Raw genomic sequence first — 25919 nt, forward strand, 5'->3', positions numbered from 1 at the left:
TCCTCACAAACTGCCAATTTTGAATCCCTCAAACGTCATTGGGAAGCCATTTCCCTCTGGAGAAGCGCACATTACACCCACACTCACTGTCTCAACTGGAGTGAGATAGCCAAGACGTAGCATCGTGTACTGTTCCCCATCAAACGAGTATTGCACCTCTATAGCTGTGCCGCGTCGGGTTACGCGCATCCAGATGGAAATAGGGTTTTGTGGCAATGGTACGACAGACCAATCGGAGTAATCTCGTGTGATTACAGCACTGACTTGTTGAACAGCATTTACAAACTCAATGCCGCACTTCAACCAATTGGCTTCATCTAAACGCACCATGATTCCCGCCTGATCGTACAACTCCTGATACTCACCACTAACTTTCACCTCAGCAACAAAGTCTCCCTTGATTGCTTGATAAAAAAAGTGACCATTATCTCGAATGAAGCCGTAGTGAGTCTCACGCCAGAAGTCAGTTTTTTGCCCAGACGTGATAGTAATTGTGTCTCCTTGGAGGTTCCAGACAGGTGGTTCGTTGTACCATTCCATTGGTGTTATCTCCCCAGAAGTTACTCGTCTAAAGCGCCATTAATTCTGCCATTGAAGCCGTAAACTCGACGGCTACCTGTAAATGGCACCAAATTCACTTCGCGTTCATCTCCTGGTTCAAAGCGGACAGCGGTGCCCGCAGGGATATCGAGTCGCATCCCTTTTGCTGATTCTCTGTTAAATTCCAGGGCTTCATTTACCTCGTAGAAATGAAAATGAGAACCGACTTGAATTGGGCGATCGCCTGTATTCGCCACTTGTAACTGCACAGTGGTACGCCCTGCATTCAGTTCAATTTCCCCTTCTTGGACAACAACTTCCCCTGGAATCATGCCAACCTCTATCGAAATGAAATTACTATAGGCAACGATAAAGCACAACAGCAGCAACAGGTGCCCAGACTGTACAGTTTGTGACTCTCCAATCTGCTGCGCTTCTCAAGTACAAAACAGGATACCTGACAATCTCTTCTGGGGGAATGCTCTAGGCGACACTGTAAGGTTCTAAAAATGGAGGGCAAGATTTTCTATATTTAGCACCCCTAGGGGGTACTGTTAGCAAGCAAACTTGCTAGTTTATCCTGAGTTATGTTCATGTTCAGTGTATTGGCAAGTAGAAGCCCGCATCCAAGAGCTGAGATAGGCTTGCTAACCATTCTCATTCTTCATGACGCATCATAGCCGCACAAGGGTAGCATTCTTTTTTTAGCTTCGCTTACTTTTTAATCACCGTCTGACCACTTCAGCAATTATGCGTATAGACAATCAGCCATAGTAGCGATGTCGAGAGGTAGAAGTGCGCCAGTATCCTGTGTATAGATGTCATTAAACTTCTAACTATTAAATCACCTTGCCAAGGTTGGTTTTCGCCTAAAAAATGGTTCTCTGTTTGCATGAACCAATTATTTTTAAGTCAAAATGATATCAAAAACCATTTTACTTCATTGCAAAATCTTTAAAACATAGTTACGGTTTTTCATGTCATTTCTTGAAGTAGTAAATAGTAGCTTTGATAAAAATATAATGAAAAACCTGAAAGGAATTATACGAAATCTAGCTGTGATAAAAGTCTTGTCAATCCAGAGTAGGGATTATAAAAACTCTGAAATCAAAGCAGCTTTTGACGCAACCAAAATTTTTTTGCTAAATCATGACCTCTTACTGGAAGAGCGCATAGAAGTTACTAATATAGTGACTGAATGGGTGGAAAAGCTACTCTATATAAGAGAGCATGAAGAAGAAGCACAAGAACGAAGGACGCAAATAACCAATCTCATTAGCAAACTTGATGAAATCAAAGAAATACTGCATTAATTAGTAACCGATTTCAACCAATGGCAGTCCTGCTGAGTCTGATGTATCCTTAAAGGCAATAGCTTAGCTTATGTTCTATTTAGACTTCAGATACCAGCAGGAAAAAATCAAGTCTAGGCTCCATAAAACCATTCTGAGGTTAACTAGCCACAGCGGACATCCTTCAACAAGCAATTGGCAACGTTTCTCCTGCAAATCACCTAGTGCTTCTTCTTGAAATTCTTCGGGTACTAGGCTAGTCAACCTTGAAATTAGCCTTATATTCCCTTTTTTTTTGCAGAGTTGTCGTTGCCTAATGATTCACCGAAAACGATTCTTGCCAAGATAATCGCGATCGCTTTCCCAAAAATCACGAAGTCAGATAAGGGATTCCACCGACTTTGGTAACGTTGGTCTAAAGCAACAATTTGCTCCCAATCCTTCACAGCATAAGAGCCAATAACCAATGATTCGCTCGTTATTCCTGGTTTAACAGTGACCTGTTGTAATGGCTCTTCGCCATAGTAGCTCAGCTCATCAAAGGTTAGTGGACGAGTTCCTACCAAACTCATCTCTCCCACTAGCACATTCCAAAATTGGGGTAGTTCATCTAAGGCAGTGCGGCGGAGGAAGCGTCCAACACGAGTGACTCGCGAGTCTTGTCGATTCGTTCCTTGCACTTCAAGTGGGACTGCCGATTTTAGTTCTTCTGCGTTTGCCACCATTGAGCGAAATTTCCGTATTTGAAACGGTTGCCCTTGCTTTCCGTAACGGGTTTGTATAAAGAAAATCGAACCTGGACTATCCAGCTTGATTGCGATCGCAATTGGCACAAAAACAATCGCCAGAATCAGCAACCCAATCAAACTCCCCACAATATCGATGCAGCGCTTCACAAGACGGTTGAGTATGAGTATTAACCTGTTCTCCATTCCCTTAAACTCCTTCAAATGTTGGTTGCCACTGAGCAAGATTGGCGCGAGTCGCTTGAGTTTCTCGCAGTACCTTGCGACCTAAAGCTGTGATTTTGTAATACTTCCGCCGTGCCCCACCGCGTTCTTCAGGACGATCATCACCCCATTTTGATGTGACAAATCCTTTCTTCTCTAGCCTGTGGAGTGTGGGATAAAGTGAGCCAACACCAAGCCGACGTTTGCCGCCGCTAGCTTCTTCAATGGCTTTAATGATTTGCAATCCATAAAGTTCATGGAAGTCAAGCACTGTCATGATGTCCTCTTCCAGTGCTGACAAATCAAAATTTTCCTGAGATGGCATAACCTTGAACTCAGTTTATCAACTTGCCTACTTATCTTACAAACCTGATATTAAGGTGTCAAGATAAGGGCGCACCCCAAGAGCGCCCCTACCCAGTTAAGAGGTGGAATTAGGTTTAGGCTTTGAGGCTCAAGGCTTCCTGATTTAAGACTTGATTGAGTTTGCCACTGCGGTAACCTTCTAAGTCGAGGGTGACGTAGAGGAAACCAAACTCCTGAAACGCTGACACCAACTTGGGTAAATCTGTAGTTAAAACAAATTCCTTAATTTGTTCTAGTGGTAATTCAATCCGGGCGGTATCGCCTTCAGAACGAACCCGAAGATTTGATAATCCCAATTTACGCAAATAAATTTCAGCACGTCCGACTCGTTGTAGCTTGCTGACTGTAATCTCTTCGCCATAGGGGAAGCGGGAACTGAGGCACGGTTGAGCGGGTTTGTCCCACCAAGGAAGCCCTAGTTGTTGGGAAAGTTGGCGGACTTCAGCTTTGGTAACGCCCACTTCAGCTAAAGGCGATCGCGCTCCTCGTTCTTTGGCTGCCTGAATCCCTGGTCGATAGTCTCCCAAATCATCGGCATTGACTCCATCCACAACATAGGGATAGCCTCGCTCAAGGGCAAGGGGTTTGAGCGTGTCGTGGAGTTCACTTTTGCAGAAATAGCAACGGTTGACAGGGTTGGAGGTGTAATTGGGATTATTCATCTCATGTGTTTCTATCACCTCATGAGGAATGCCAATTGCTGCTGCTTGGATACGGGCATCTTCTAGTTCTTCCGGCAAAAGTGAAGGAGATTCAGCCGTTACAGCCAAAGCGCGATCGCCCAGCACATCATAAGCAATCTTGGCTACCAGGGTGCTATCAACTCCCCCAGAATAGGCAATCAAAGCCCGCTCCATCTCGGCGAAAATTGTTTTGAGTTGCTTTAGTTTCTGCTCTAGCATGGTTCATCTCAATGATTTTTGAGTGCGTTTAATCACTTCATATATCAATTGTCGCTTTTTGCTCATTGTCTCTATCTGTTGTCTGTTGCAACTAGTGCCGCGCCCTTGGAAGTCAACTTTGGGGACTTACGCACAGACGCAATATATAGGAAGGGCGCAAAGCCTTCATTGGTGTCAACTTAAGCGAAAAGAGAGTAGGGAAGATAGAGTGAAAGTCAAATCATCACATTAAAATCTGCCTACCAACAATGAGCCGAAGTCGTCCGTGGAGCAGTGCTAACCCCGATTTGCGTCGTCAAACACAAGTGGCAGCTCCTGCAATTGAACCATTGGAGCAGGAGTTGTACAACTTGTTAAGCCCAGGCAACTTTAAGCCGTTGCGCTTAGAGCGTGACAAGGACAATAAACGGCTACGTGAACGCATCTTAACTCTACCCGTAATGATGGCAGTGGTCTTGAGTTTGGTGTATCGGCAAATTGCTGGATTAAGTGAAGTCGTGCGAGTGCTAAACGAAGAAGGGCTGCTGTGGGTAGAGCGATTGCAGGTGAGTAAGCAAGCCTTATCTAAACGACTGATGAGAATACCCGCCCGACTCGTTTGCTACGGTATTTGAACAGGTGCTAGAGCGATTGCGTTGTCAGCGCCGCGAGTTGAGCTTGCCGGAGGGCTGGAGGTCTTTAACAGAGAACTTTCAAGCTGTCTGGATTGCCGATGGTTCGACGTTGGAAGAATTACGCCGTAAACTTAAAGCCCTCAGGGACAAACCCGAAACGTTGTTAGGGGGGAAACTGATGATGGTAGTAGAAGCCTTCAGCCATCGTCCCGTTGCAAGCTGATACACCGACGAACCCAAAGCTAATGACAAGACATTTGCCGACAATTTGCTCGAATGCTTACCGCAACGGGGACTGTTAATTTTCGATTTAGGCTTTTTCAAGTTTGGTTGGTTTGATGCGTTCACTAACGCTGAAAAGTTTTTCGTTACCCGCCTGCGTGAGAAAACCGCCTATAGCGTGACTCGCTGTCTGAGTCAGGGATTATATTTCCGTGACGAAATTATCAACCTGGGACAGTATCGCTCTAACCCTTGCCAGCATCCACTACGCCTGGTCTCGGTGCTTTGGGGTGACACTTGGTACTACTATCTGACCAATGTCCTTGACCCTCAACACTTATCGGCTCAACAAGTTTGTGAACTCTACCGCCGTCGCTGGCGCGTGGAAGAGGCGTTTTTGCTCACTAAACGCCTGCTAGGCTTATCCTACCTTTGGGTTGGCGATACCAATGGGGTACAGATTCAAATCTTCGCCACCTGGATTTTTTATGCCGTACTCAATGACTTATGTTCTCAAGTCGCGGTTGCCCTCAACCAACCCTTAGAGCGCATCTCCGTCGAGATGGTGTTTCGTGGTCTTTATCATTTTGCTCGTGCTTTTTTGCGTGGTGATGCTACTGATGTTGTGGCTTTCTTCCAAAGTAAAGCCAAGCTCTTGGGTGTAGTGAAAGCTAGGCGTAAACGCCATCGAGATCTTGACGTTCACACCCAACTTATTTGGAGCTGCCCTTAAGTTGACACCAATGACAGCTGGGCGCCCCTACAGATGGTGGTTCGAGGTCGTATTAATTTGGTATTTGATGCGGCAAAGTTAGCGTAAAACAACTACCACGCCCCTCTTCAGACTGTATGGTAATGTCACCACCATGTAGCCGTGCTAACTTCAGTGAAAGAGCCAGACCCAAACCTGTTCCTTGGTATTTCCGAGGGGAACGGTTAGGGAGTTGGTGGAACGGTTGAAAGAGACTGCTAGCGTCAGCTTCGCTCATGCCGATACCAGTATCAATCACCAGAAATCGAGTATATTCAGCAGTCTGCTCAACTTTTAGTGTTACCGAGCCAGATTCAGTAAATTTCACCGCATTTGAGAGAAGATTCACCAAAATTTGCTTGCATCTGAGATGGTCAGCAACAAAAGAAGTAATAGCAGGAGCAATATCCAGTTGTAATTGTAAGCCAGCCTCAGATGCCTGCTCGCGCACAACCGATAAGCATTCATGACAAATGGCTTCCACTGTTATCGGTTCTAGGGATAACTCTTCTCGACCTGCTTCAATCTTTGATAAATCCAGTAGATCATTAATCAGTGCCAACAGGTGTTCACCGCAGGAAGAGATACCAGTGACATATTGGTGCTGTTTATCGTTAAGGGGACCAAAAATTTGCTCTAAAAGTAGGCGAGAAAACCCCAATATACCCGTTAAGGGTGTCCGCAATTCGTGACTCATATTGGCAAGAAATTCGCTTTTTGCCTGGTTAGCGGCTTCTGAAAGTTGTTGTTGAGCTTCTAGTTCTTGGGTGCGATCGCGTACTAGCTGTTCTAAGTATTCGTAGCTCTGTGCATTGTAAAGTGCGATCGCGGCTTGGTCAGCGATTCGCTCTAGCAACTGAATTTCTTCGGGTGTAAAGGTTCGTTGGGTACTTGTTTGCAACATCAAGCCTCCAAACAACTGGTTACGAATAAAAATCGGTGCATTCAGGATTGACACAACTTGCAACTGCTGCATCATTGCCAGTCGGGGGGCAGGTTGAGGAGTTTCTGCATAAATGGGAGCGTGAAAAACCTGATGTAAGCTAAATTCTGAGCTAGGGTCTAACCTATCAGTCCACTCCGATACAGGTGACTTCATGCCGAGTGCAGAAATAACCTGCTCACTACAGCGCCATTCATTCAGAGTCTTAATATGCTCTGTGTCTATCGAGTAAATATTGACTCGATCAACATTGAAACATTCCCCGGTTAAAGTGACAATTTCCTGCAAAATCTCGTCTGTATCCAATGTTGAATTTAGGGTTCGGCTGATTTGATTGAGCAATTTCTCTCGTTCCGCCTGCTGTTGCACTTTGGCAAATAGCTGAGCTTGATGAATCGCGATCGCACACTGAGTCGCGATCGCACTCACCAAAGCCACCTCGTCCTGTGTCCATTGGCGAGACTGAACCGCTTGGTTCCCACACTGGTGTAAGCTAATGCCTCCCAGGTATGACTGATGGTACAACAGAGGCACAATCAGGATGGCGCAAATGTCACACACAGCGGCTGACTCTTGAATCACCTCTGGCAAGCTGGCATCAATTTGTGCCAGTACCAGTGGCTCTCCTTGGGATAATGTCTCATGGTAGTAGCGATAAAAATCGCAATAGACACCGATCAAACTCTCACGTTGAGCTGTCGCTTCACTAACGTGGTGAGCCTTCATCTGATTATCTGAATCAGGCTGAAAAATTAGACAACGGCTGACATTGAGAGTTTTATGTAGCAGATTAACAGTTGTCTGTAAGACATCATCCAATACCAATGTGCCCCGCATCGCTTGGACAATGTGGTTGATAATCGCTTCTTGTTGAGCTTGCCGCTTGGCTTGATTCAGGCTTAACTGTTGTTGTTTGCGTTGTTTACCTTCCTGGATCGCACGGGTTAAAACCTCTGGCAAGCGAAACAACTGTTCTTTGAGAACATAGTCAGTCATCCCAGCTTTAATGCACTCTACCGCTCTCTCATCACCCAAGCGGTCAGTCACTAAAATAAAAGGAATGTCCTGTCCAGATTGCTGTAATAATTGCAACGCTTCCATACCGCTGAGTGTTTTCAGGCAATAAGCAGACAAAACACTGTCATAGGTATGGTTCTGCAAGGATTGCTGATAGAGTTCAGGCGTGGTAGCAGCATCGTAAATAAAAACAATACCAGCCGCTTCGAGCGTCGTTGTGATTAACTCAAAATCAGCAGCGACATCCACCACAATCAGTAAGCGTACAATTGTGGGTTGGAGTGATTTCGGCAACGATGGCGTTAGCTCAGAGCCAATGGACATGAAGGTAACGCTGTTTATTTCAATGGAAGTCTATTAGACAATTCAAAATTCAAAAGCTAAGAGCAGCAAGTATTTATGCTTTTCCTACATACATTTGAATGCTCATTAGCTTAATACGAATGGTACTGACTTAAGAAAATTCATCACACCAACCACCATTTGTGCAGGGGGTCTGGGGGAGGCACTCCGTCCCCCAGTGGGGGGTTTGGGGGGCAACGTCCCCCAATCCGGGTTTTTCCAACGAACGATTACTTTGCGCTCAACGAGAGTGACATTGAGCTTAATACTACTAAAATTCACGTCGCGAGAAGATGAGGATAGCGATCGCTAAAAGCAATACTGTATAGAGTAAACCATACAACCCATGACCTAAAAGCGTTACAGGAGGCGGCAAAATTCCATAAACGGCTTCATTTTTTAAATTAAGGCGCGATAAATCAGGTAAAACCAGATAAAGACCTTGAGTTAGCGTCTGAACATTAGAGTTGCGGCTGATGTTGCCTAACTCTAATAAATCGCGACTTAAGTTGCCCATCAAATACACCCCGAAGGTGAGTAATGCTGCCAATAGGGAACTTGTAAAGACGCTAAATAACAGCGCTACGGCTGTAATTAGAGACAACTCTAAAAATTGGTAAAGCGTTGAAACCAAAATCGTACCCAGTGGATACTTAACCCGGCTGAAACTTAGTAGCGCCAGATAAATCCCCGTCATCGCAACAATCAGGATAGCCAGTACACCCACTAACCCTAAGTGTTTGCCGATGATGAATTCAGCACGATTGAGAGGTTTTGGGATTAATACTAATACAGTGCGCTTGTCAATTTCTTTGTTAATTAGATTAGTCCCCACAAATATCGCAACAACCACACCTAAGATACTAATTGCCGCCAGACCAAAATCTAGGAAAATTTTGTCTTCTGTGGTTGCGGCAACTTCTGGTAATAGCTGTAGTGCGATCACGAGTAGCAGCGCAAAAAAGCCAATGAGATATAAAACGCGATCGCGAATCACTTCCCGAAACCCATTTGAAGCAATTGCCCAAATTCTTCCGATACTCAACCGCCACCTCCGATGCTTCCAATCACTAAATGAATCCAAACAGGAAATATTGCATCATTGTAAGAAACTATCATTCGCAATGATTGGCTCATCTATTCCCCAACCTCTAACAGGCTCACATTCAAAACGACTAATAAATGTTGGTGGCTGTCCAGGTTGAGTATTGGGGGAATTTGTTGTTGTGGGAACTTGAATAATTTGACAAGTCTTGGTCTGGGAATATTCTTGAGGTAAAGCACGGGGACCTTGCCAAACTGCCCGTAGTTCTAAATTATACCCAGCACTTCTAGAGGAGACACCCGATACCACTCCCCAGAGATTATCTTCTTCAACAGTTGTGATTTGTTGCTTAGCTTGTTGAGCAACTGTATCGATCAACTTTTCTCGTTCTTCCTGTAAAAGCGATCGCTCAACTACAGACCAAGGTTTAGCATTCAACTGCTGGGCTAGCTTTGGTTCCATCGCATTTAAAAGTAACTCTCCTCTGGGTATTACCGATTCTGAGGAGGCTAGTTTCGTGACAAAAGCACTCTGGCTGAAGTCATCGATTGCAAGGCTGGGGTATTGAGTTAACCAGTCTTGAGCCACGAAATAAAACTGGAACCAGCAGCTAATTAAAATCTGAGTGCCGAACAAAATGACTAGATTTTGACGCTTATGGAGGGGTGGTTTTGTAGGTCTTAACCGATCATTTACAAAATCTGGGATAGCCGCGATTATGGCTGAGATGACAGGCCAGTAAATTAAAGCCTCTTTTGAGACTTCACCTGTAGGACCACCAAATATATAAATACTGACCAATGCCCCTGTAATCCAAGGGCTTAAAGGAAAGCCATCTTTTTCCTTTTTCTCATCATAACCAATTCGCAATTGGTTAGTAGCTGTCGTTCCCCAGAAAACACCCAAAATCAGAAAAATCCAAGCCAAATTCAGCAGCAAATTTCTGGTGAAGCCAATGTCACTTGCCAGCAATGCCATGTAGTAGGAAAACAAGCTGAGCAAAATGAGAGTTTCCCAAGAAAAGGCACTGGGAGGTCTAAAGTTTTTTTGCAGCCATTCTACAATATTGAGAAAAAATTTCACGATAGTTTGTATCCTATCCTAGAGCGTTGACCTGAATAAAACGGAAAAACAAGAGTAACAAAATGGCGCTATGGCTAAGAGCATTTGCCAAAAGAACAACAGTTGCCTCATTAACGTCAGTATGTGCAATTGCCCGATTTAACCGGGCTGACAAAGATAAGCTACGTCCTTCGTCAGGTGAGTCTGAGGAACTCTGTCCTGGAGACCGATGTAACAACGCTTCTAGTACCTCTAGCCCTTTTAACTTAATGAGGAAGGCACAGAAGAAAATGACAATCCCAGTCGAAACAATAATTAAATTTAGGTTACCTGGCTGGGGAGCCAGAAGGTGATCGAAAAAAACAAAACTAATTATCTGAGTTTTTAAGGGTTGGGGTACGAACCTCAAAAGTAGGAAAAACGCCAACCAACCAGCAATCACACACAATAAATTGATTGAAACAGCATAGTCAATGCTAATTTTGCGCGTTAGGTTTAGCCGTTTGTGAAAGACTGCGGCTTCTAGTGCGATCGCCACCAGCAGGAATAAGAGTTGGAACAAGATTGTCGGTATTGGTAAAACGGATGCTGTCATAGCGTTGTCGCTCCTATCGGGAAAATAGGGAGTGGGGAGTGGAGAGCTTTCAAGGGTAGGTTTCTAATAAATGCCATCAATAATGGAGTAATGAGGTGATGGGTGAAAAATTCCCAAAGTTTAATGTATATTAACTTCCTACCCCCTTATCTCCCCAACATCCCAATCTAAAAAACCTACCCTTGTAAGGGAGTATCAAGTAGGCAGGCATCAAGCAATATTATCTATCGATCTCAGTGAACTGGTTATGAACAACTGCATAAAGTAGTCTTTCCTGGAACGAGGCTGAAGGCTAAACTGCTTGAGTACACTCTTTGCATTGGGCTGAATTTCAAGGAGCGGAATGTCCAGAACTGGTATTGGTATACGGACAGCGGTTGAGCGTTCTGAGCGCATCACGGGTCAAATTCACGTTTATGATGGCGCAGGAAAAGGTAAATCTCAAGCGGCTTTGGGCGTTGTTTTGCGTTCAATTGGACTAGGGATAAACTCAGATACTGGCAGTCGCGTCTTATTGCTGCGGTTTCTTAAAGGACCAGGACGCCCCTATGATGAGGATGCCGCGATTGAAGCCTTGCAACGGGGTTTTCCTCACCTGATTGACCAAGTACGGACAGGACGTTCATCTTTCTTTGCTAGAGATGAGGTGACACGCTTCGATGCGGATGAAGCACAGCGAGGCTGGGATGTAGCGAAAGGTGCGATCGCGTCCGATCTCTATTCGGTTGTTGTCCTCGATGAACTCAATCCTGTCCTGGATTTGGGTTTACTGGCGATCGATGAAGTCATCAAAACCCTGAAGAACAAGCCTGAGAATCTGGAAATTATTGTCACAGGTCGAGGAACTCCCCAGGCATTACTAGATATTGCGGATTTGCACAGTGAATCGGTACCTCATGACCATCCTGCATCCAGGCAACAGGGAATTGAAGGGATCGAAATCTACACGGGTGCAGGCAAGGGTAAATCCACCAATGCTTTAGGTAAGGCGTTGCAAGCAATCGGTCGAGGGATTAGTACCGATAAATCCCATCGAGTTCTGATCATGCAGTGGCTTAAGGGTGGTAGTGGCTATACAGAAGATGCCGCGATCGCCGCTTTGAAGCAGTCCTATCCTGCACTCGTCGATCATCACCGTTGTGGTCGAGATGCGATCGTTTGGCGGGGACAACAGGAAATCGCGGATTATGTAGAAGCAGAGCGAGGTTGGGAAATTGCTAGAGCCGCTTTAGCGTCGGGTTTGTATAAAACCATCATTATGGACGAACTTAATCCCACTGTTGACCTGGAACTGTTACAAGTAGAGCCAATTGTCGATGCTCTTTTGCGTAAACCTCGCGATACGGAAGTAATTATTACAGGTCGCTGCCTAAATCAACCCGCCTACTTCGACATTGCTAGTGTTCATTCCGAGATGATTTGTCACAAGCACTACTGTGAAAAAGGTGTGGATTTGAAACGAGGCGTAGATTTTTGATAAAGGCTTGGGGGAGTTCCCCCAAACCCGATGTTTTCCAAAGTAAATTTCGCAATGACGAGAGTAATATTCTTACTCCAGTTCTTCAGATTTATGAGTCATGATAGTGCAATCAGAAGTAGGAATACCGACGCAAGTCAGCACGTATCCTGCTTCAACTTGCTCATCATCCAAGAATTGTTGCTCAGACTGATCGACTGAACCTTCTTTCAATACACCAGCACAGGTGGAACAGGCACCAGCACGGCAAGAATAAGGCAAATCAAGCCCTTCTTCTTCCCCAACATCGAGAATAGACTCACCTTCTGGAACTTCAATCGTGGTATCGAGTCCTTCGCCTTCGTTAATTAATCTGACTTTGTAAGTAGCAGCCATAAAGAGGTCATCCTATCAAGAGAAACTACAACAACAGGTTCACTAGAAGCGACCAAGCGCAAGAATAAAAAACTACTCGCTACCCAGTTCACTTGTTAGTAGAAAAGTTATCTTTATTGAAAATTGTTTTGTCTCTATCAATAGATAGTTCATGCTGTAAGATAAGTGTTCCTCCAGACAGATGCTGTAGGGTTAGTGTTATCCTGAAGCGAGTCCTTCTCTAGGCGAATAATGGCTGAATTGGCTTTACTAGCGCTTACTGAGTGTTGAAATCAATAGTTGTGCGATCGCTCTATTACAAAACTAATAAATCAGGGGATCGTGACAATTCTTCCGCTCTAGTTCTGGCTACGATGAACCTTAATCCTAAGTTGTATTCTATCGTACAAAATTAGTTTTACTACTAGGACGAAGAAAAAGGGTTAAGTGGAAAAGATGTTTAAAAATAACCCTTTTTCCCTTTCCCTTTGACCTGAGATATAGCAATTCTCAATGAGAGTAAGGTGCATCTAAGTTTCTTGCCAATTCCCAATTCCCAAAAACAGAGCTTATTCACCTTGGCACCTTGACTTCGTAAGTCACAGTTCCCAACCAAGGCACCCCTGGCAACTGGTAGGGCTTAAATCTTAAGCTATCCAATCCTCCCTTTCTAACCATGTGGTTTAAGAAATGCAGAGAACCTTGAAGCATATCTGTACCATTAGGAATAGTCGTATTTTCCAACTCTAACTTCGGCTGTAACTTCAAGAGGTTTTTTACTGACTTAAAGATATCAGGAGCATTAGACGAGCGGATAAATGTAGATACAGCCCTTCTAATTTCTGCTTCAACATTTGCTGCGTTCTTAAGTTTGTGACCTTCCATCGTTCCACCAAGACGCTTTTTCAGGAATGTTCTGACATTCTCGGCATAAGAAATGGTGTTATAGTGATAAATTGCTTGAGAAATAGAAGTGTGCTTGCCAGAGTTAATTAATGCCCCAACGACATAAGCCGCAATATCTGCTGTATAGTCAGAGTCTCTTGCAAACTTACTCAAGGCTTCCTCTACATCTTTAATGTTGTTGCTGTCTTTGGAGTAATAAACGATAATTGCTGAACCAATATCTCCAGCCCAAGATGTGTGGTCACCTGTCCAACTGGTTAAATCTGACCAATTAACCCCAGGTTGATTGATTTGATCAGAGAGTGCCGCAATGAAATGACCAAAATCAGTCACTTCACCACTCAATACCAAATACTCTTGATTCAGTTTTTCTTTAAATTCCCCAGCAATATACTCTTGGCTATATCCGGTTGCTGTATTCCATAACGGAGTTGTATATCCCTTTTTGGTATAACCCCGAAGCTTATTCGCTATTTCATAGACAGACTTACCAGAGTTTTCACGTTCAATTTTTTCAATGAATTGTAGTGCTTCTTCTAGTTCAGGCATAGCTTTTAAGAGATGCATTTCATTTAGGGAGTAGTACTAGTTAGCTACTCATTCTTATTAAAGAGAAAGATGAAGGTAGCTGGTAGGGGCAAAAACCTTACGCCCCTACCATTTTCACAATGGATTTATTGGCACTTACCTAACTGTTTAGGTAGATCGAACACCACTTTGAATTGGATGTTCGGAATACGCTGACGACACAACTGAAGATGTCCATCAGCATCTGAGCGGCTGTGGTAGCGACCAATAATCACCCATTGCAGATTAGGTAGTAGACGAGCAACAGCCCAAGGCTTGAGGCAGTCTCTGTAAGTCATAATGAATTTGTCTCCTTTGTTATTTGGGAGCCAGAGCCAGCGCGGAAACTTGGTAGGTAGAGGCGCTGGCTTCTGACTTGCTATAAAAATAGCACATAAATTAACTTGTTAACAAGTGCATTAACTTCCAGAGATTAACGGATTACTGCCAGAATGGACTGGAGTACTTTATCGTTAGTGAAACTGTGGCTGAAGACTCAATTAGGGTCTACCTATCAAAAGAAAAGAAAGTGCGCTTTAAGGCTGCCTGTGTCTTGCAAGACAGGGACATGAGCGATGTAGTGAATGAACTGATAGACCAGTGGCTAGAGCAAAATGAAACACCCCCACAGCAGCAAAAAAACAGGTGAGTAGGTAGTGAGGGCGTTTTGCCAGAAGAGAGCAAAGCTGAATGTGGAACCATCACTCGTTCTTTCCCTAGCTTGGGTGGTCGCCTAGTTAACCCATTGCCATCAGTACAAATTTTGTAGTTGAGGGTGATGGCGCTTTCTCTCCATAATGCGATCGCACCCTTACTTTGCCTTGGCAACTTGGTACTTGTGATCACATAAGCAAGTATTTAGGAAATTGGTATTACCTGTAGAGAAGTGACTTGTTAAGGAATTTCTACAGACGGCACAATGACTGAAAAAAAACACCCTCTGGACATCTGCTTTCCAGAGGGCACCGGATGAAATTCGTATTTAAAGCTTACTGAGCAACTGTGAATAATTTGTGAATAGAGCATTTGCTCATAATACGATGCTCGTATCGGATATTTGCAAATCGCCCACAAACTAGAAGTCTGGCACTATACAAACTAAGTCCGCTTATACGGATTCAATTCAGCCTGTGGAGGCAGGCTTTGAATGCAAATAGCTGCGATTTCCGTTTCTCCTGGTATTTTTGCAAAATTTGAGATGCACCCTGATGCGATCGCTCTCTTAGAAAGCATTGCTGTAGTTGAGAGTTCAGGAGAATTTATTTTCAGGCTCTCCCATTGCCTAAATTAATTCTCCTGTTCCTGAAAACGCAAAGTTTTCCGAAAATAAATGACTCACAGCTTAGCAAGCTTACTTGTTAACTTTCTTAAGTATGATGAGCGCTCTCATCAGTCCTTTTTCTCTTTTTGTTGACGCTCTTTTACAGCCTGAGTCAACAGGTATGTTGCCAGACTACTCAATGAGCGACTTTCTTCTTCAGCCCATTTTTCTAGGGCTGTTTGAATTTCTTCTGGTAGATATGCCGTTACTCGCCCTTTTAGTTTCATCAGCTCTACAGTTTGATGATTTAAGATACTTCATTATATATCTGTTTATAGCTGACTATCCATTACTTTTGCTAAATAAACTACTATATAACAATGCAATGTGTACAGTGTTATCCTCAAGCTGAATAAAAGTAATCCTTATAAAGTCAAACCAATTGGGAATTGGGAATTGGCAAGAAAGTAAGATGTACCTCACTGATACGAGAATCGCTATATCCCTCTTCTGTCACTCTCCGAAAACTTTTGCCATTGCTGAAGTCTAGAACTAACCTATGGTAGGCGATCGCAGACTTTTTCCTTCATAGAAATTGATCAGAGTAGGGAAATTGCCAAAATTAGATGGGCAAACGCTGTATTCCCTAATATAACTCCTTTGTAGAAAATATTAATAATAGGAAAAACCGGAGAGTGACAGAAGAGGGATATTAAAGTTCGCGCAACGGTTGATGTTTCCCCAATACCTGTATTAATACCCAACCCAGAAAGCTCTTTCAGATGGTTTAACCCACCTTTACTGGCATTGTTAATCTTCTTAGCGTTCTTCGCAGCTTTCGCAATCAAGCATTAACTTGCTCCGCCTGTATTAGCACTGCTTCAGGAGCCTCTAGAATTGTGCGATCGCTTCAATTAGAAGAGATTAAATCTTCAGTATTTTGCAGAAGTGTAGAACAAATCTCATCTAAAGAAAGGTCATTTTAATCCTGACCAAAAGTAAGATATGGGAGACGAGGAAGCATTTTTATAAAGTTCCCCATTCCCCATTCCCCCTTATAAATCCCGATGAGTGAAAGGTTTTGCCTTCTCACCCACGTAGTTGGCAACAATGTGACCATTCCCTGCGACTTGATACTTGTAAGTCACTAATCCTTCTAACCCCACGGGCCCACGAGGTGGCATTTTCTGCGTACTGATTCCTACTTCTGCCCCTAAACCATAGCGGAAGCCATCAGCAAAGCGCGTGGAACAGTTGTGGAAGACACTAGCGGAATCGACTTGAGCAAGGAATGTGTCGGCAACAGCTTGGTCTTCGGTGACAATTGCATCCGTATGCTGGGAACCGTAGGTATTAATGTGGTCAATAGCAGCGTCTAGGGAATCTACTACTTTGATTGAGAGAATCAAATCGCTGTATTCAGTAGACCAATCTTCTTCGGTTGCTGGGACAACGCTGTAACTAGTATTAAGAATGTTTTGGGTTGCCTCATCGCCTCGCAGTTCTACGTTGCGTTTATGCAAAGCGGCTGCGGCTAGGGGTAGGAACGTCGGTGCGATCGCAGAATCGACAAGTAGCGTTTCCATTGCACAGCAAGCGGCTGGATATTGAGTTTTTGCATCAACCGTGATGTCTACCGCCTTTTGCAAGTCAGCCGCTTGATCGATATAGACGTGACAAATGCCATCAGCATGACCGAGTACCGGAATGCGAGTATTCTCCTGCACAAACCGAACAAAGGAGTTGGAACCTCTCGGAATAATTAAATCAATGTACTCATCCAACTGCAACAGTGCGATTGTCTCTTCTCTGGTAGTTAACAGTTGGATAGCTGCTGGAGCAACCGCCGTCGCTGATAAAGCTTGGTGAATTACCCTTACAAGGGTTTCACAAGAGCGAATCGCTTCCTTGCCGCCTTTGAGAATAACGCCGTTACCTGATTTGATAGCTAGTGTCGTAATTTGAATCAACGCATCGGGACGTGCTTCAAAGATGATGCCCAAAACGCCGACGGGACAAGTAACTTGCTTCAGGATTAAACCTTCGTCCAGTTCGCGATGAATTGGCACGGCACCGACTGGATCACTCAGCTTACCAACATCTCTAACGCCATCAATCGCGGCTTTTAGCTTGGTTTCGTCTAATTTTAAGCGATTGTACAAGGGCTTAGGAATTCCATCGGTCTGTGCAGCGACGCAATCAGCCGCGTTTGCTGCCAGGATTTCAGGAGTTGCTGCTTCTAAGGCGATCGCGATCGCTTCGATTGCCTGATTCTTTGCTTCTGTTGGCAACACCGCCAGTTGTCGTGCCGCTTGACGACAAGCTTTGGCGATCGCACTCAAGGGTAGGGACGCAACTGGAGAAGCAGTCATGGATTTTGGGCAGGTACTGAAGACGTAATTTCCAATTTTAGCAAACGACGCACAGATACAGTCTGCCTATCTCTAAAGTCTTCAATGATTGACGTTTCAAGCAACTTTTGCGAATTTTCTGCGATCACTGGTGTATCTAAGAGTCTTACTTGACCGAGTACCAATATTGCTTTTTAAGGGAGATGCCTTATGTCACTCCAAGCTGGATTAGAAGCCCTTAAACAAGGCAATCACCGAGAGGCAGTTCAACTCCTGAAAGAATTTTGCCAGTACTATACCCAGGAAGGTTCTAAAGATTATATTCAGGCTCAGATTGGGTTGGTCAGGGGATATCACCGATTGGGTGAAACAGAACAAGCGATCGCACTTTGCCAAAAGTTGGCGACAAACAGAAATCCCCAGGTAAGCAGTTGGGCAACTCAAGCTCTCCGGACTTTTACGAAGACCCAAACTCCCCCAATCCCCCAAACCCCTCAAGCACTCGCAACAGTAGCAACAACAGTTGATCAACCCAATCCCATCCAAAAAGCGGGTCGTGCGGCTAAAGTGGGGGTCAAGTTAGCTCTAGCAGGTAAGGTTGGTAATCTAGCTTTGGCTTCTGGTGTCACCATCTCCTTGTTATTCGGCATGGTGTTGGCGTTGAGTTTAGGGGTTGTGTTTCTTCTTGATAGCGATAAGCCAACCTTGAGTTTTGCGATCGCAATTGGTTTTACCTTAGTTTTCAACATCGCTGCCTTTTTCCTCTCTCCCTTGCTCATGGACTTAACCCAAAAGTGGCTCTACCAAACGCGCTGGGTGAGTCTTGCCGAGGTTGAGCGTCATAGTCCTGAGGCAGCAAAGGTAATTCAGCGTGTCTGCCAAGCGAAAAAACTGAAAACACCCCGACTGGGAATCATTGACGACAAAAATCCAACCGCTTTCACCTATGGTTCTCTCCCCAACCGCGCTCGTCTGGTAGTTAGTGAGGGGTTGTTTACCTATTTGGATGAGGAGGAAATTGCTACCGTCTATGCTCACGAACTCGGTCATATTGTCCATTGGGACTTTGCAGTGATGACTTTGGCATCGACGTTGGTACATATCACCTACCTGATTTACCTCTTTGCCAGACGCTTGGGACGTGGTAGTAACAGTAAACTCAAAGATGCGGCTGGGACGGCTGCGATCGCGGCTTATGTGTTTTACATCATTGGTACCTATTTGTTGCTGTACCTATCCCGGACACGGGAATACTTTGCTGACCACTTTGCCGCAGAAACAACTGGCAATCCTAACGCCCTCTCGCGTGCTTTGGTGAAAATTGCTTACGGCATTTTAGAAGAGAGCAAGCAAGCTTCAGAACCCGGCCGCTTAATCGAAGGCACTCGTGCCTTGGGTATTTATGACCACAAAGCCGCCGTGAGTACTGGCACTGCCTACCGCATTGCCCAAAAACCTCGACAGATGGGTCGAGTATTTTTGTGGGATTTGTTTAACCCTTGGGCAGGATTGATGGAATTAAATTCCACTCACCCTTTAACGGGTAAACGTATCCGCGCCCTCAGCCGTTATGCAGAACAACTGGGTTTGCCAACCGAGTTTGACATGGGTCAAGTTGTAGGTGAGAGCAGAAACCTCAGCAAAAAAAAGCTCTATCGCACCTTTGCCTTAGACCTCTTGCTCTTTTGTGCCATGCCAATCGGATTGGTTATTGGTTTGCTGATTGGAGTTGCGGTTATGGGTAGCTTCCCAACGGCACCCTTCGCCTTCGCCTTCCTTGGCTTTGGATTAGGAACCCTCATCCGAACCTTTGTGATGTTCCCCAGCATCAAGCAAGCACCGGAATCAGATGTACTCAAGTTAATGTCCAATCCTTATGCCAGTCCGTTGCGTGGTCAACCCGTGAAACTTCAAGGTGAGTTAATTGGTCGTGGTGATGCTGGTTATCAGTTTGGGTCAGATCTGAAACTCCAAGACAGCACTGGCATGATTTATTTACGCTACGCTTCCCGCTTTGGTGCGATCGGGAATTTCCTATTCGGAATGAATCGTGTAAAGAATCTGCTTGGGGCACAGGTTAGCACGACTGGTTGGTTCAGACGCAGTGTTGTCGCTTGGGTTGACCTAACTCACCTAACTAGCGAAAGTGGTACCACGGTTAAGAGTTTTCACCGCCTCTGGGCTTTCATTTGGGGAGGAGTGGCAATTCTAGTTGGTTTGTTTTTACTAAACTTCGTTTAGGACTTTGAAGGGGCACAGTACGCTGTGTCCTTTCAGTAACGATCTTAGTTAGTTTGCCAAACTTTTGATTTGAAACGTCTAAAGTTTTTCGTTATAGCTAGCGAGATAAACCCTTTTCTCCTCCAAGCATTTGGAGGTGCATTTTGCTATAATTAAGAAGTGATAATCGTTACTGAATAGCCGCTATTGGCACTTTTGATAAACTAAGCAAATTGCAAGTTTGCTTGTTGGCTTTGTTCACTACTCTTTGCTAAGACTAAATGATTCTCTCTACCTACAATAGCTCAGAAACCAAAGTAAATGCAAGCCAATTATCTGATACCTATCAGGTCAATGAATCAGACTTATTGGTCAATTCAAAAACTGAGCAGTTAGTGTTACAGCATCAACTCAATCATCAACTCATTGAGATTGAGCATTGTTGCCTTACTGAAAGGGCTGCTAGTCTTTTGGATGTCTCTTCTGAAACTCTCAACCGCACGAAGAGAGAGGGGAGAGACTTTTACGAAAGGGCAAATTGGATTGCCTATCCAATCCAAGAAGTTGATGAGACGCTTCAACAGCCAATCAGAAGAAAGCAAAACTTTTGGCGTGTTTTCTTTCGAGTTATACCTAACGAGCAAAACTAAGCAGTTCTAAAGGATTCGTGAAGTCGAGATTCCTGACTTCTCAAAGAAGTCGGGAATCTAAACCTCTTGCGATCGCCTGAAAGCAAAAGAGTCTTTGAAGGTGGTAGAGGCACAACAATATTGTGTTCTAAAAAATGACTAAGTTGTGCTTAAAGAAAAGTTTAATCTTCCACTCAGCAGGTAGACGTACATAATGAAGGAATGCTTGAACTTCACTGTCACACTACCTGCTCCGATGGCACCCTTACCCCAAGCGAACTTGTCCATGCGGCAGTTCGTGAAGGAGTCTTGGCTTTAGCGATTACCGACCACGATACGCTCTCTGGTTGGCAAGAAGCGATTACGACGGCTCAACCTCATAACCTGGAAATCGTTCCGGGTGTTGAATTGAGTACGGTACACAACGACCGTTCCCTACACATTTTGGGTTTTTACCCAAATGCCCAACAGCTAAGTGCCCCTTTATCGGAACGCTTAGAAGGACGTAAACGCCGTTCTCAGAAAATGATCGCCAAGTTGGAAGCACTAGGCTATCCAATCTCGCTACCGGAACTGGGGGAAGGAATGGCACCAGGGCGTCCTCATCTTGCTAAAGCACTCGTAGACGCGGGTCATGTCAAGTCGATGCGCGAAGCGTTTGACCGTCTGTTGGGTGATGATAAACCCGCCTATGTGCATTACGAGAAATTCTCAATTTCTGAAGGCATTACGTTGTTACACAACTGCGGTGCTGTGCCAGTTTGGGCGCATCCTTACTTGTTTAGAGGTGGTGAAGTTGAAGACGTGTTAAAGGAACTGGTTGATGCGGGGTTGATGGGAATTGAAGTTTACCATCCCAGCCACACGCCAAAAGAGAGAAAACATCTTGAGGCGCTATGTTCTCAATACAGCTTACTGATGACAGGTGGCAGTGATTACCACGGGCCCAGTCCTGATGGTAAAAGCCCCAGTAGTAGCACGCTCAATATGATGCGTTTGCCATTAACCTTACTTGACCCGCTTAAAGAGGCGGCGCACACTTTAAATTAATCATTGTTCTTGCCTATAGCAAGTTGCTTGATATGGGGAATGCATCAAGAAGTCCTGTCCTTGAGAATTTGCTTTCGGAGTTGTACGACAAGTACAAGTCACTCATGCATGGAAGATTGGCAAACTACATCCCGGAACTTGCGAAAGCCGACCCTAACTGGTTTGGCATTTGCGTAGTGACAGTGGATGGTCAAGTTTATGAAGTGGGCGATTACGAGCAATTATTCACAATTCAGTCAATTTCCAAAGCGTTTGTCTATGGACTCGCCCTTGAGGAACATGGGCGGGATTACGTCTTGACCAAAGTTGGGGTGGAGCCAACAGGAGATGCTTTTAACTCGATTATTCAGTTGGAAGAGTCCTCGAAGCGACCGTATAACCCAATGGTCAATGCAGGCGCGATCGCAACTACTAGTTTAATCAAAGGTTCAAGTCCAAGTGAGCGACTCAACTGTCTACTCAGTATGTTTGAGCGCTATGTCGGTCATAACCTGTTCATTGATATGCCTGTATTCTTGTCAGAGCGAACGACGGGGCATCGCAACCGAGCAATGGCACACTTGATGCTCAACTTTGGCATGATCGATGAAAAAATTGATGAAGCGCTCGACCTTTACTTTCAGCAATGTTCGGTGATGGTCAACTGCCGAGATTTGGCGACAATGGCAGCGACCCTTGCTAATTGTGGTATTAACCCCGTCACTCAACAACGTGCTGTTGAAGCACGCTACATCCGAGATATTCTGACTGTGATGTACACCTGCGGGATGTACAACGTTGCCGGACAGTGGGCTTACAAAGTTGGCTTGCCTGCAAAGAGTGGCGTATCGGGTGGAATTATTGTCGTCGTTCCTCAGAAAATGGGTATTGCCGTTTTCTCGCCACCCCTTGACTCTCACGGTAGCAGTGTTAGGGGAATGAGAGTTTGTGAAGACCTCTCCGAACGAATTGGACTACACATGTTTGACTTACAGATGGATAACGCCCAGTTCCTTAACTCTTTGTATTATCAGACGTTGCCTGACACTACTCCTGAAACCGAAGACACATCCAAGATAAACTAAGTAGAACAACTCAGTTAAACACAACGTAATCTTACAAATCCATCCAACTAGCAGCCATTGAGAAAGTAAGAGAAACCTAGGATATCCCCTACAGAAGATGTATGTTGAAGGTAGCTGTTGGTCACAGCAACGACCCGGATTCCCAGTCAGCAATCGATGAGGTTCTAGAGCAATGCATCCGCTCTTTAGCAGGAGTAACCCCACAGGCTGGTATCCTTTTTGCTGCGATCGACTTTGAGCATTCCTTAATTCTGAAACAAATTCATCAGGCTTTTCCTGGCATTGAGCTAATTGGTGGAACAACTGATGGAGAACTTTCTTCCGTTCTTGAGTTTCAGCAAGACTCTCTGACTTTAATGGTGTTCTGCTCAGAAGAAATTGAAATCAAAGCAGGAGTTGGACGTGAGGTTTCAAAGAACCCCGTTGAAGTAATCAGGCAAGCCGTTGATCAAGCACAAGGCAACAGTACGACCACACCTCAGTTGTGTCTGACTGTTCCAGAAGGCTTTACAGCCAGCGGAGTTTCAATTTTGGATGGTTTGAAGCGAGTTCTTGGGCAGAATGTGCCTATTTTGGGTGGATTAGCCGCTGATCACTGGAGATTTCAAAAGACTTACCAATTCTTTCGCACAGAAGTTTTGAGTGATGCTGTGCCAATCCTGCTCTTTTCAGGAGCATTACTTTTCTCCCATAGCTTAGCCAGTGGTTGGCATCCCATCGGGAAAAAAAGCAGAGTCACTAAGGTCAATAAAAACATCATCTATGAAATTGATGACAAACCTGCGATAGAGTTCTATCGTCATTATTTTGGCGACCTTCCTCCTTCCGCTGAATATCCCCTAGCTGTCTTTGATCGAGAAGAGAAGCATTTTTTTCTAAGAGCTGCTAACGTTTTCGACGAAGAGTCAGGGAGCATCACCCTTTTTGCAGATATTTCTGAACAGGCAGTTGTTCAAATCGCAGAAGCAACTCGTGAAGATATCCTAGCAGCTTCTCAAACATCAATTAGAAATGCGATCGCAAGCTATCCAGGCAGTGAGCCAGAGGCGGCTCTATTTTTTTCCTGTGCCAGTCGCCGGAAAATTCTTGGTACACGAACCAAGGAAGAGTATGAGCTTGCGAAAAGCTGTCTTACCAAGGCTTTACCAATTTGTGGTTTCTATAGTAGTGGTGAGATTGCTCCCCTAGAGCAAAAAGGCCAGACTGAATTTCATAACAAAACTTTCGTGACGTTGCTTCTAGGGACGAAATGAGAGCTGATGGAACTTGCAGACTACGAAAAAAGACTCCAGGAACTCGAAAAAGCGAATCGAATTCTTCAAAAAAAACTAGAACGCTCTGAAGCCGATCGCGTTGACTTAGAGAAGACTAATGACAAAAATCAGGCTTTGCTCAAAAGTGTGATCCGTGAGTTGGAGGAATCAAAAACAACACTTGAGGAAAAAAGCTGGGATTTAGAGCAAGCCCTCAAAAATCTCCAAGCGATGCAAGCCAAACTGGTTGCCTCGGAAAAAATGTCGGCTTTGGGTGTTTTGGTGGCAGGTGTTGCTCATGAAATCAACAACCCTGTCAACTTTATTTATGGCAATCTGATTCACGCTCAGAAATATACCCACGACTTACTAGAATTGGTGCAACTGTATCAGCAGTGTTACCCCAATCCCACTAGCGAAATCCAGGAGATGATCGAAGCAAGTGATCTTGATTTCTTGTGTGAAGATCTACCTAAACTCCTAAAGTCCATGAATGTGGGGACTGAGCGGATTCGTGAGATTGTCAAATCTCTACGCAACTTCTCTCGCCTGAATGAAGCAGAATTCAAGGTCGTAGATATCCACGAAGGTCTTGATAGTGCCTTAATGATTCTGCATAACCGATTGAAACCTAAAGCAGATCATCCCGGTATTGAGGTTATCAAAGAGTATGGACAACTACCCCCAGTTGAGTGCTGCCCTGGTCAACTGAATCAGGTATTTATAAATCTCTTAACCAATGCTATTGATGCATTAGATGAGGGGATTAGGGACTGGGAACTGGAGGCTGGGCAAAAAGTTGAAGAGATGCACTTAATGCAAGGGAAGAGTTTCTCCTCTATCTCTAATTCCCAATCCCAAGTTCCAATTATTCAGATTCGCACAGAGATTGTTCAGGACAACTGGGTGGCAATTCGGATTGGTGACAATGGGTTAGGGATGAGTGAGGACGTTCACTCGAAGCTTTTTGACCCCTTCTTCACCACCAAACCTGTAGGCAAAGGTACTGGGTTGGGTTTATCGATCAGTTACCAAATTGTGGTGGAAAAGCATGGTGGCAAAATGCAATGCTATTCAGCACCAGGGCAAGGTGCAGAGTTTGTGGTTCAGATTCCCCTGCGGCAGTCAATTCACGATCCCCATCCTTGCTAAACGGAACTCAAAGCGATGCTTCCGCTCTCACTTAAAATAAGTCAAGGCAAGATTGTCCTTTTCACGAAATGAAGGACAGTAGTATCTCTGCCTTATCCAAGTCTCAAGAACAGATTTGAAATATAGCAGTAGCCACTAAGGTTAGGACATCGGCGGAAGCCGAGTTCATTAACCGGAGGCTTTTTGACTGGAAGCTGACCGCCCAAAGCTGACTGCTGATTGCTATATGAGAGGCGATCGCTTTCCTATGCAATAATTTCGTGACACTTGCAACTCAAGGGTGGCTGAATGTCGGATATCTTTGTCATGATTCGTAATCAGGATAACAGCGCCCTGACTTCAATTGATGGTATTGCCTTTATTACGTTACTTCGACAAGATGGGCAAGTGCTGGCGGAAGAACTTGTTGATTTGATCTATGCAGATGCAGGCTTTGATGACCTTCCTACGGGTGAATACACTGTAATTGTGAAGCATGAACAGGTTCAACCAACAGAAGCAATCTATGATGTAATCATCAATGCTGAGGATAAGGTAATCTTGCTCACGTTTGTTTACCTGGAACCGGAACGAATCTTACTGCAAATTCAAGCTTCTGTAGAAAGCCGATTGTAACCATGACAGTCAAGGTCATTCCATCACAGTCAATCAAGGCATTCCGTTATCGAGTGTATTGCTTGGGGCAAGATCTCTGGAAGGAGAAAGACCCGACTAGTCGAGCAAATCTGGCTCTACAGCTAGCCGATGCCGCTACAACGCTGGCTAGATTGGAAGCCCAAGAAGCGCAAAACGTTTCACAAGTAAGTTTGTAACAGGTTTTTCAACAAAGTGCGATCGCACGGGTGCATCCCATTTTTGCAGAAATAATTCATTGTGGGGTGGGCATCCTGCCATAGGCGTCAAGTTAAGGCATCTAGCCAAATGTCAAGAGATTGAGAGGCAGTGCGTCGTTGTCGTTGGCGCACGGCTTTGACCAGCCCCATCGAACGCTGAT

General features: G+C 44.7%; 27 protein-coding genes and 1 pseudogene. 13 read left to right on the forward strand and 15 right to left on the reverse strand.

Annotated elements, in window-relative coordinates:
- Nucleotides 1–3: 3 nt before the first annotated feature.
- Both H6F98_RS27015 and H6F98_RS27020 read right to left on the reverse strand, forming a co-directional pair.
- Complete coding sequence (locus H6F98_RS27015; RefSeq protein ID WP_192221827.1) at nucleotides 4–540, reverse strand: DUF1349 domain-containing protein; 537 nt, start codon at nucleotides 538–540, stop codon at nucleotides 4–6.
- Nucleotides 541–560: 20 nt separating this feature from the next.
- Nucleotides 561–872 carry an urease subunit beta gene (locus H6F98_RS27020; protein WP_192221828.1) on the reverse strand — a complete coding sequence of 104 codons (312 nt, stop codon included), beginning with the start codon at nucleotides 870–872 and terminating at the stop codon, nucleotides 561–563.
- A gap of 645 nt (nucleotides 873–1517) precedes the next feature.
- Between H6F98_RS27020 and H6F98_RS27025 the strand changes: the two genes are divergently transcribed.
- Nucleotides 1518–1853, forward strand: a complete 336-nt coding sequence (locus H6F98_RS27025; RefSeq protein WP_192221829.1) for a hypothetical protein — start codon at nucleotides 1518–1520, stop codon at nucleotides 1851–1853.
- A gap of 257 nt (nucleotides 1854–2110) precedes the next feature.
- On the opposite strand, the gene H6F98_RS27030 is transcribed toward H6F98_RS27025, so the two are convergent.
- The 3 genes from H6F98_RS27030 to larE all read right to left on the reverse strand — a co-directional run bounded on the left by H6F98_RS27030 (nucleotide 2111) and on the right by larE (nucleotide 4050).
- Complete coding sequence (locus tag H6F98_RS27030; RefSeq protein ID WP_192221830.1) at nucleotides 2111–2764, reverse strand: sugar transferase; 654 nt, start codon at nucleotides 2762–2764, stop codon at nucleotides 2111–2113.
- A 4-nt stretch (nucleotides 2765–2768) separates the two neighbouring features.
- Nucleotides 2769–3107 (reverse strand): PadR family transcriptional regulator, encoded by a 339-nt coding sequence (locus tag H6F98_RS27035; RefSeq protein ID WP_199348974.1) that lies wholly within the window; start codon nucleotides 3105–3107, stop codon nucleotides 2769–2771.
- A gap of 115 nt (nucleotides 3108–3222) precedes the next feature.
- Nucleotides 3223–4050, reverse strand: a complete 828-nt coding sequence (gene larE, locus H6F98_RS27040; RefSeq protein WP_192221831.1) for an ATP-dependent sacrificial sulfur transferase LarE — start codon at nucleotides 4048–4050, stop codon at nucleotides 3223–3225.
- A 248-nt stretch (nucleotides 4051–4298) separates the two neighbouring features.
- On the opposite strand from larE, the pseudogene H6F98_RS27045 reads away from it, so the two are divergent.
- Nucleotides 4299–5619: pseudogene (locus tag H6F98_RS27045) on the forward strand (IS4 family transposase).
- Nucleotides 5620–5671: 52 nt separating this feature from the next.
- Here the strand turns inward: H6F98_RS27045 and H6F98_RS27050 are convergent.
- The 5 genes from H6F98_RS27050 to fraC all read right to left on the reverse strand — a co-directional run bounded on the left by H6F98_RS27050 (nucleotide 5672) and on the right by fraC (nucleotide 10641).
- Nucleotides 5672–7921 (reverse strand): GAF domain-containing protein, encoded by a 2250-nt coding sequence (locus H6F98_RS27050; RefSeq protein WP_192221832.1) that lies wholly within the window; start codon nucleotides 7919–7921, stop codon nucleotides 5672–5674.
- A gap of 105 nt (nucleotides 7922–8026) precedes the next feature.
- The gene (locus tag H6F98_RS27055; RefSeq protein WP_192221833.1) at nucleotides 8027–8221 is read right to left on the reverse strand and encodes a hypothetical protein; all 195 of its coding nucleotides are present in this window, start codon (nucleotides 8219–8221) and stop codon (nucleotides 8027–8029) included.
- Nucleotides 8211–8984 carry an ABC transporter permease gene (locus H6F98_RS27060; RefSeq protein WP_192221834.1) on the reverse strand — a complete coding sequence of 258 codons (774 nt, stop codon included), beginning with the start codon at nucleotides 8982–8984 and terminating at the stop codon, nucleotides 8211–8213. The genes H6F98_RS27055 and H6F98_RS27060 overlap by 11 nt, the downstream gene beginning before the upstream one ends.
- A 54-nt stretch (nucleotides 8985–9038) precedes the next feature.
- Nucleotides 9039–10067 (reverse strand): DUF5357 family protein, encoded by a 1029-nt coding sequence (locus H6F98_RS27065; RefSeq protein ID WP_192221835.1) that lies wholly within the window; start codon nucleotides 10065–10067, stop codon nucleotides 9039–9041.
- A gap of 13 nt (nucleotides 10068–10080) precedes the next feature.
- Complete coding sequence (gene fraC, locus H6F98_RS27070) at nucleotides 10081–10641, reverse strand: filament integrity protein FraC (RefSeq protein ID WP_192221836.1); 561 nt, start codon at nucleotides 10639–10641, stop codon at nucleotides 10081–10083.
- Between the two features lie 343 nt (nucleotides 10642–10984).
- Here fraC and H6F98_RS27075 point away from each other — a divergent pair, with 343 nt between their 5' ends.
- On the forward strand, nucleotides 10985–12118 hold the full coding sequence (locus H6F98_RS27075; RefSeq protein ID WP_192221837.1) for a cob(I)yrinic acid a,c-diamide adenosyltransferase: 1134 nt from the start codon (nucleotides 10985–10987) through the stop codon (nucleotides 12116–12118).
- 72 nt (nucleotides 12119–12190) lie between these two features.
- Here H6F98_RS27075 and H6F98_RS27080 read toward each other — a convergent pair whose 3' ends face one another.
- From H6F98_RS27080 to H6F98_RS27090, 3 genes are all read right to left on the reverse strand, one after another.
- Nucleotides 12191–12493, reverse strand: coding sequence for a 2Fe-2S iron-sulfur cluster-binding protein (locus tag H6F98_RS27080; RefSeq protein ID WP_192221838.1), 303 nt, complete (start codon nucleotides 12491–12493; stop codon nucleotides 12191–12193).
- 552 nt (nucleotides 12494–13045) lie between these two features.
- Entirely contained in the window at nucleotides 13046–13945 is a 900-nt protein-coding gene (locus tag H6F98_RS27085) for a hypothetical protein (RefSeq protein ID WP_242058718.1), read from the reverse strand.
- A 107-nt stretch (nucleotides 13946–14052) separates the two neighbouring features.
- Entirely contained in the window at nucleotides 14053–14244 is a 192-nt protein-coding gene (locus H6F98_RS27090; protein ID WP_192221840.1) for a hypothetical protein, read from the reverse strand.
- 185 nt (nucleotides 14245–14429) lie between these two features.
- Between H6F98_RS27090 and H6F98_RS34240 the strand changes: the two genes are divergently transcribed.
- Nucleotides 14430–14594: a plasmid partition protein ParG gene (locus H6F98_RS34240; RefSeq protein ID WP_313929952.1), complete on the forward strand. Its 165-nt coding sequence runs from the start codon at nucleotides 14430–14432 to the stop codon at nucleotides 14592–14594.
- Nucleotides 14595–15092: 498 nt separating this feature from the next.
- Entirely contained in the window at nucleotides 15093–15236 is a 144-nt protein-coding gene (locus H6F98_RS27100; protein WP_192221841.1) for a hypothetical protein, read from the forward strand.
- Between the two features lie 98 nt (nucleotides 15237–15334).
- Here H6F98_RS27100 and H6F98_RS27105 read toward each other — a convergent pair whose 3' ends face one another.
- Together H6F98_RS27105 and H6F98_RS27110 are read right to left on the reverse strand one after the other, a co-directional pair.
- On the reverse strand, nucleotides 15335–15493 hold the full coding sequence (locus tag H6F98_RS27105; RefSeq protein ID WP_192221842.1) for a ribbon-helix-helix domain-containing protein: 159 nt from the start codon (nucleotides 15491–15493) through the stop codon (nucleotides 15335–15337).
- Nucleotides 15494–16261: 768 nt separating this feature from the next.
- Nucleotides 16262–17578: a glutamate-5-semialdehyde dehydrogenase gene (locus H6F98_RS27110; protein ID WP_192221843.1), complete on the reverse strand. Its 1317-nt coding sequence runs from the start codon at nucleotides 17576–17578 to the stop codon at nucleotides 16262–16264.
- A gap of 189 nt (nucleotides 17579–17767) precedes the next feature.
- Between H6F98_RS27110 and H6F98_RS27115 the strand changes: the two genes are divergently transcribed.
- The 8 genes from H6F98_RS27115 (at nucleotide 17768) to H6F98_RS27150 (ending at nucleotide 25737) form a co-directional block, all read left to right on the forward strand.
- On the forward strand, nucleotides 17768–19798 hold the full coding sequence (locus H6F98_RS27115) for a zinc metalloprotease HtpX (RefSeq protein WP_192221844.1): 2031 nt from the start codon (nucleotides 17768–17770) through the stop codon (nucleotides 19796–19798).
- A 260-nt stretch (nucleotides 19799–20058) separates the two neighbouring features.
- Nucleotides 20059–20427 carry a hypothetical protein gene (locus H6F98_RS27120; protein WP_192221845.1) on the forward strand — a complete coding sequence of 123 codons (369 nt, stop codon included), beginning with the start codon at nucleotides 20059–20061 and terminating at the stop codon, nucleotides 20425–20427.
- Nucleotides 20428–20628: 201 nt separating this feature from the next.
- On the forward strand, nucleotides 20629–21456 hold the full coding sequence (locus tag H6F98_RS27125; RefSeq protein WP_192221846.1) for a PHP domain-containing protein: 828 nt from the start codon (nucleotides 20629–20631) through the stop codon (nucleotides 21454–21456).
- Nucleotides 21457–21488: 32 nt separating this feature from the next.
- Entirely contained in the window at nucleotides 21489–22520 is a 1032-nt protein-coding gene (gene glsA / locus H6F98_RS27130; RefSeq protein WP_192221847.1) for a glutaminase A, read from the forward strand.
- 101 nt (nucleotides 22521–22621) lie between these two features.
- Nucleotides 22622–23773, forward strand: coding sequence for an FIST signal transduction protein (locus H6F98_RS27135; protein WP_192221848.1), 1152 nt, complete (start codon nucleotides 22622–22624; stop codon nucleotides 23771–23773).
- A gap of 6 nt (nucleotides 23774–23779) precedes the next feature.
- Nucleotides 23780–24925, forward strand: coding sequence for a sensor histidine kinase (locus H6F98_RS27140; protein WP_192221849.1), 1146 nt, complete (start codon nucleotides 23780–23782; stop codon nucleotides 24923–24925).
- A gap of 288 nt (nucleotides 24926–25213) precedes the next feature.
- Nucleotides 25214–25540, forward strand: a complete 327-nt coding sequence (locus tag H6F98_RS27145; RefSeq protein ID WP_192221850.1) for a hypothetical protein — start codon at nucleotides 25214–25216, stop codon at nucleotides 25538–25540.
- Between the two features lie 2 nt (nucleotides 25541–25542).
- Nucleotides 25543–25737, forward strand: coding sequence for a hypothetical protein (locus H6F98_RS27150; RefSeq protein WP_192221851.1), 195 nt, complete (start codon nucleotides 25543–25545; stop codon nucleotides 25735–25737).
- Nucleotides 25738–25919: the final 182 nt, after the last annotated feature.

The sequence above is a fragment of the Microcoleus sp. FACHB-SPT15 genome, assembly GCF_014849525.1.
Classification (GTDB): Bacteria; Cyanobacteriota; Cyanobacteriia; order Cyanobacteriales; family Coleofasciculaceae; genus Symplocastrum; species Symplocastrum torsivum.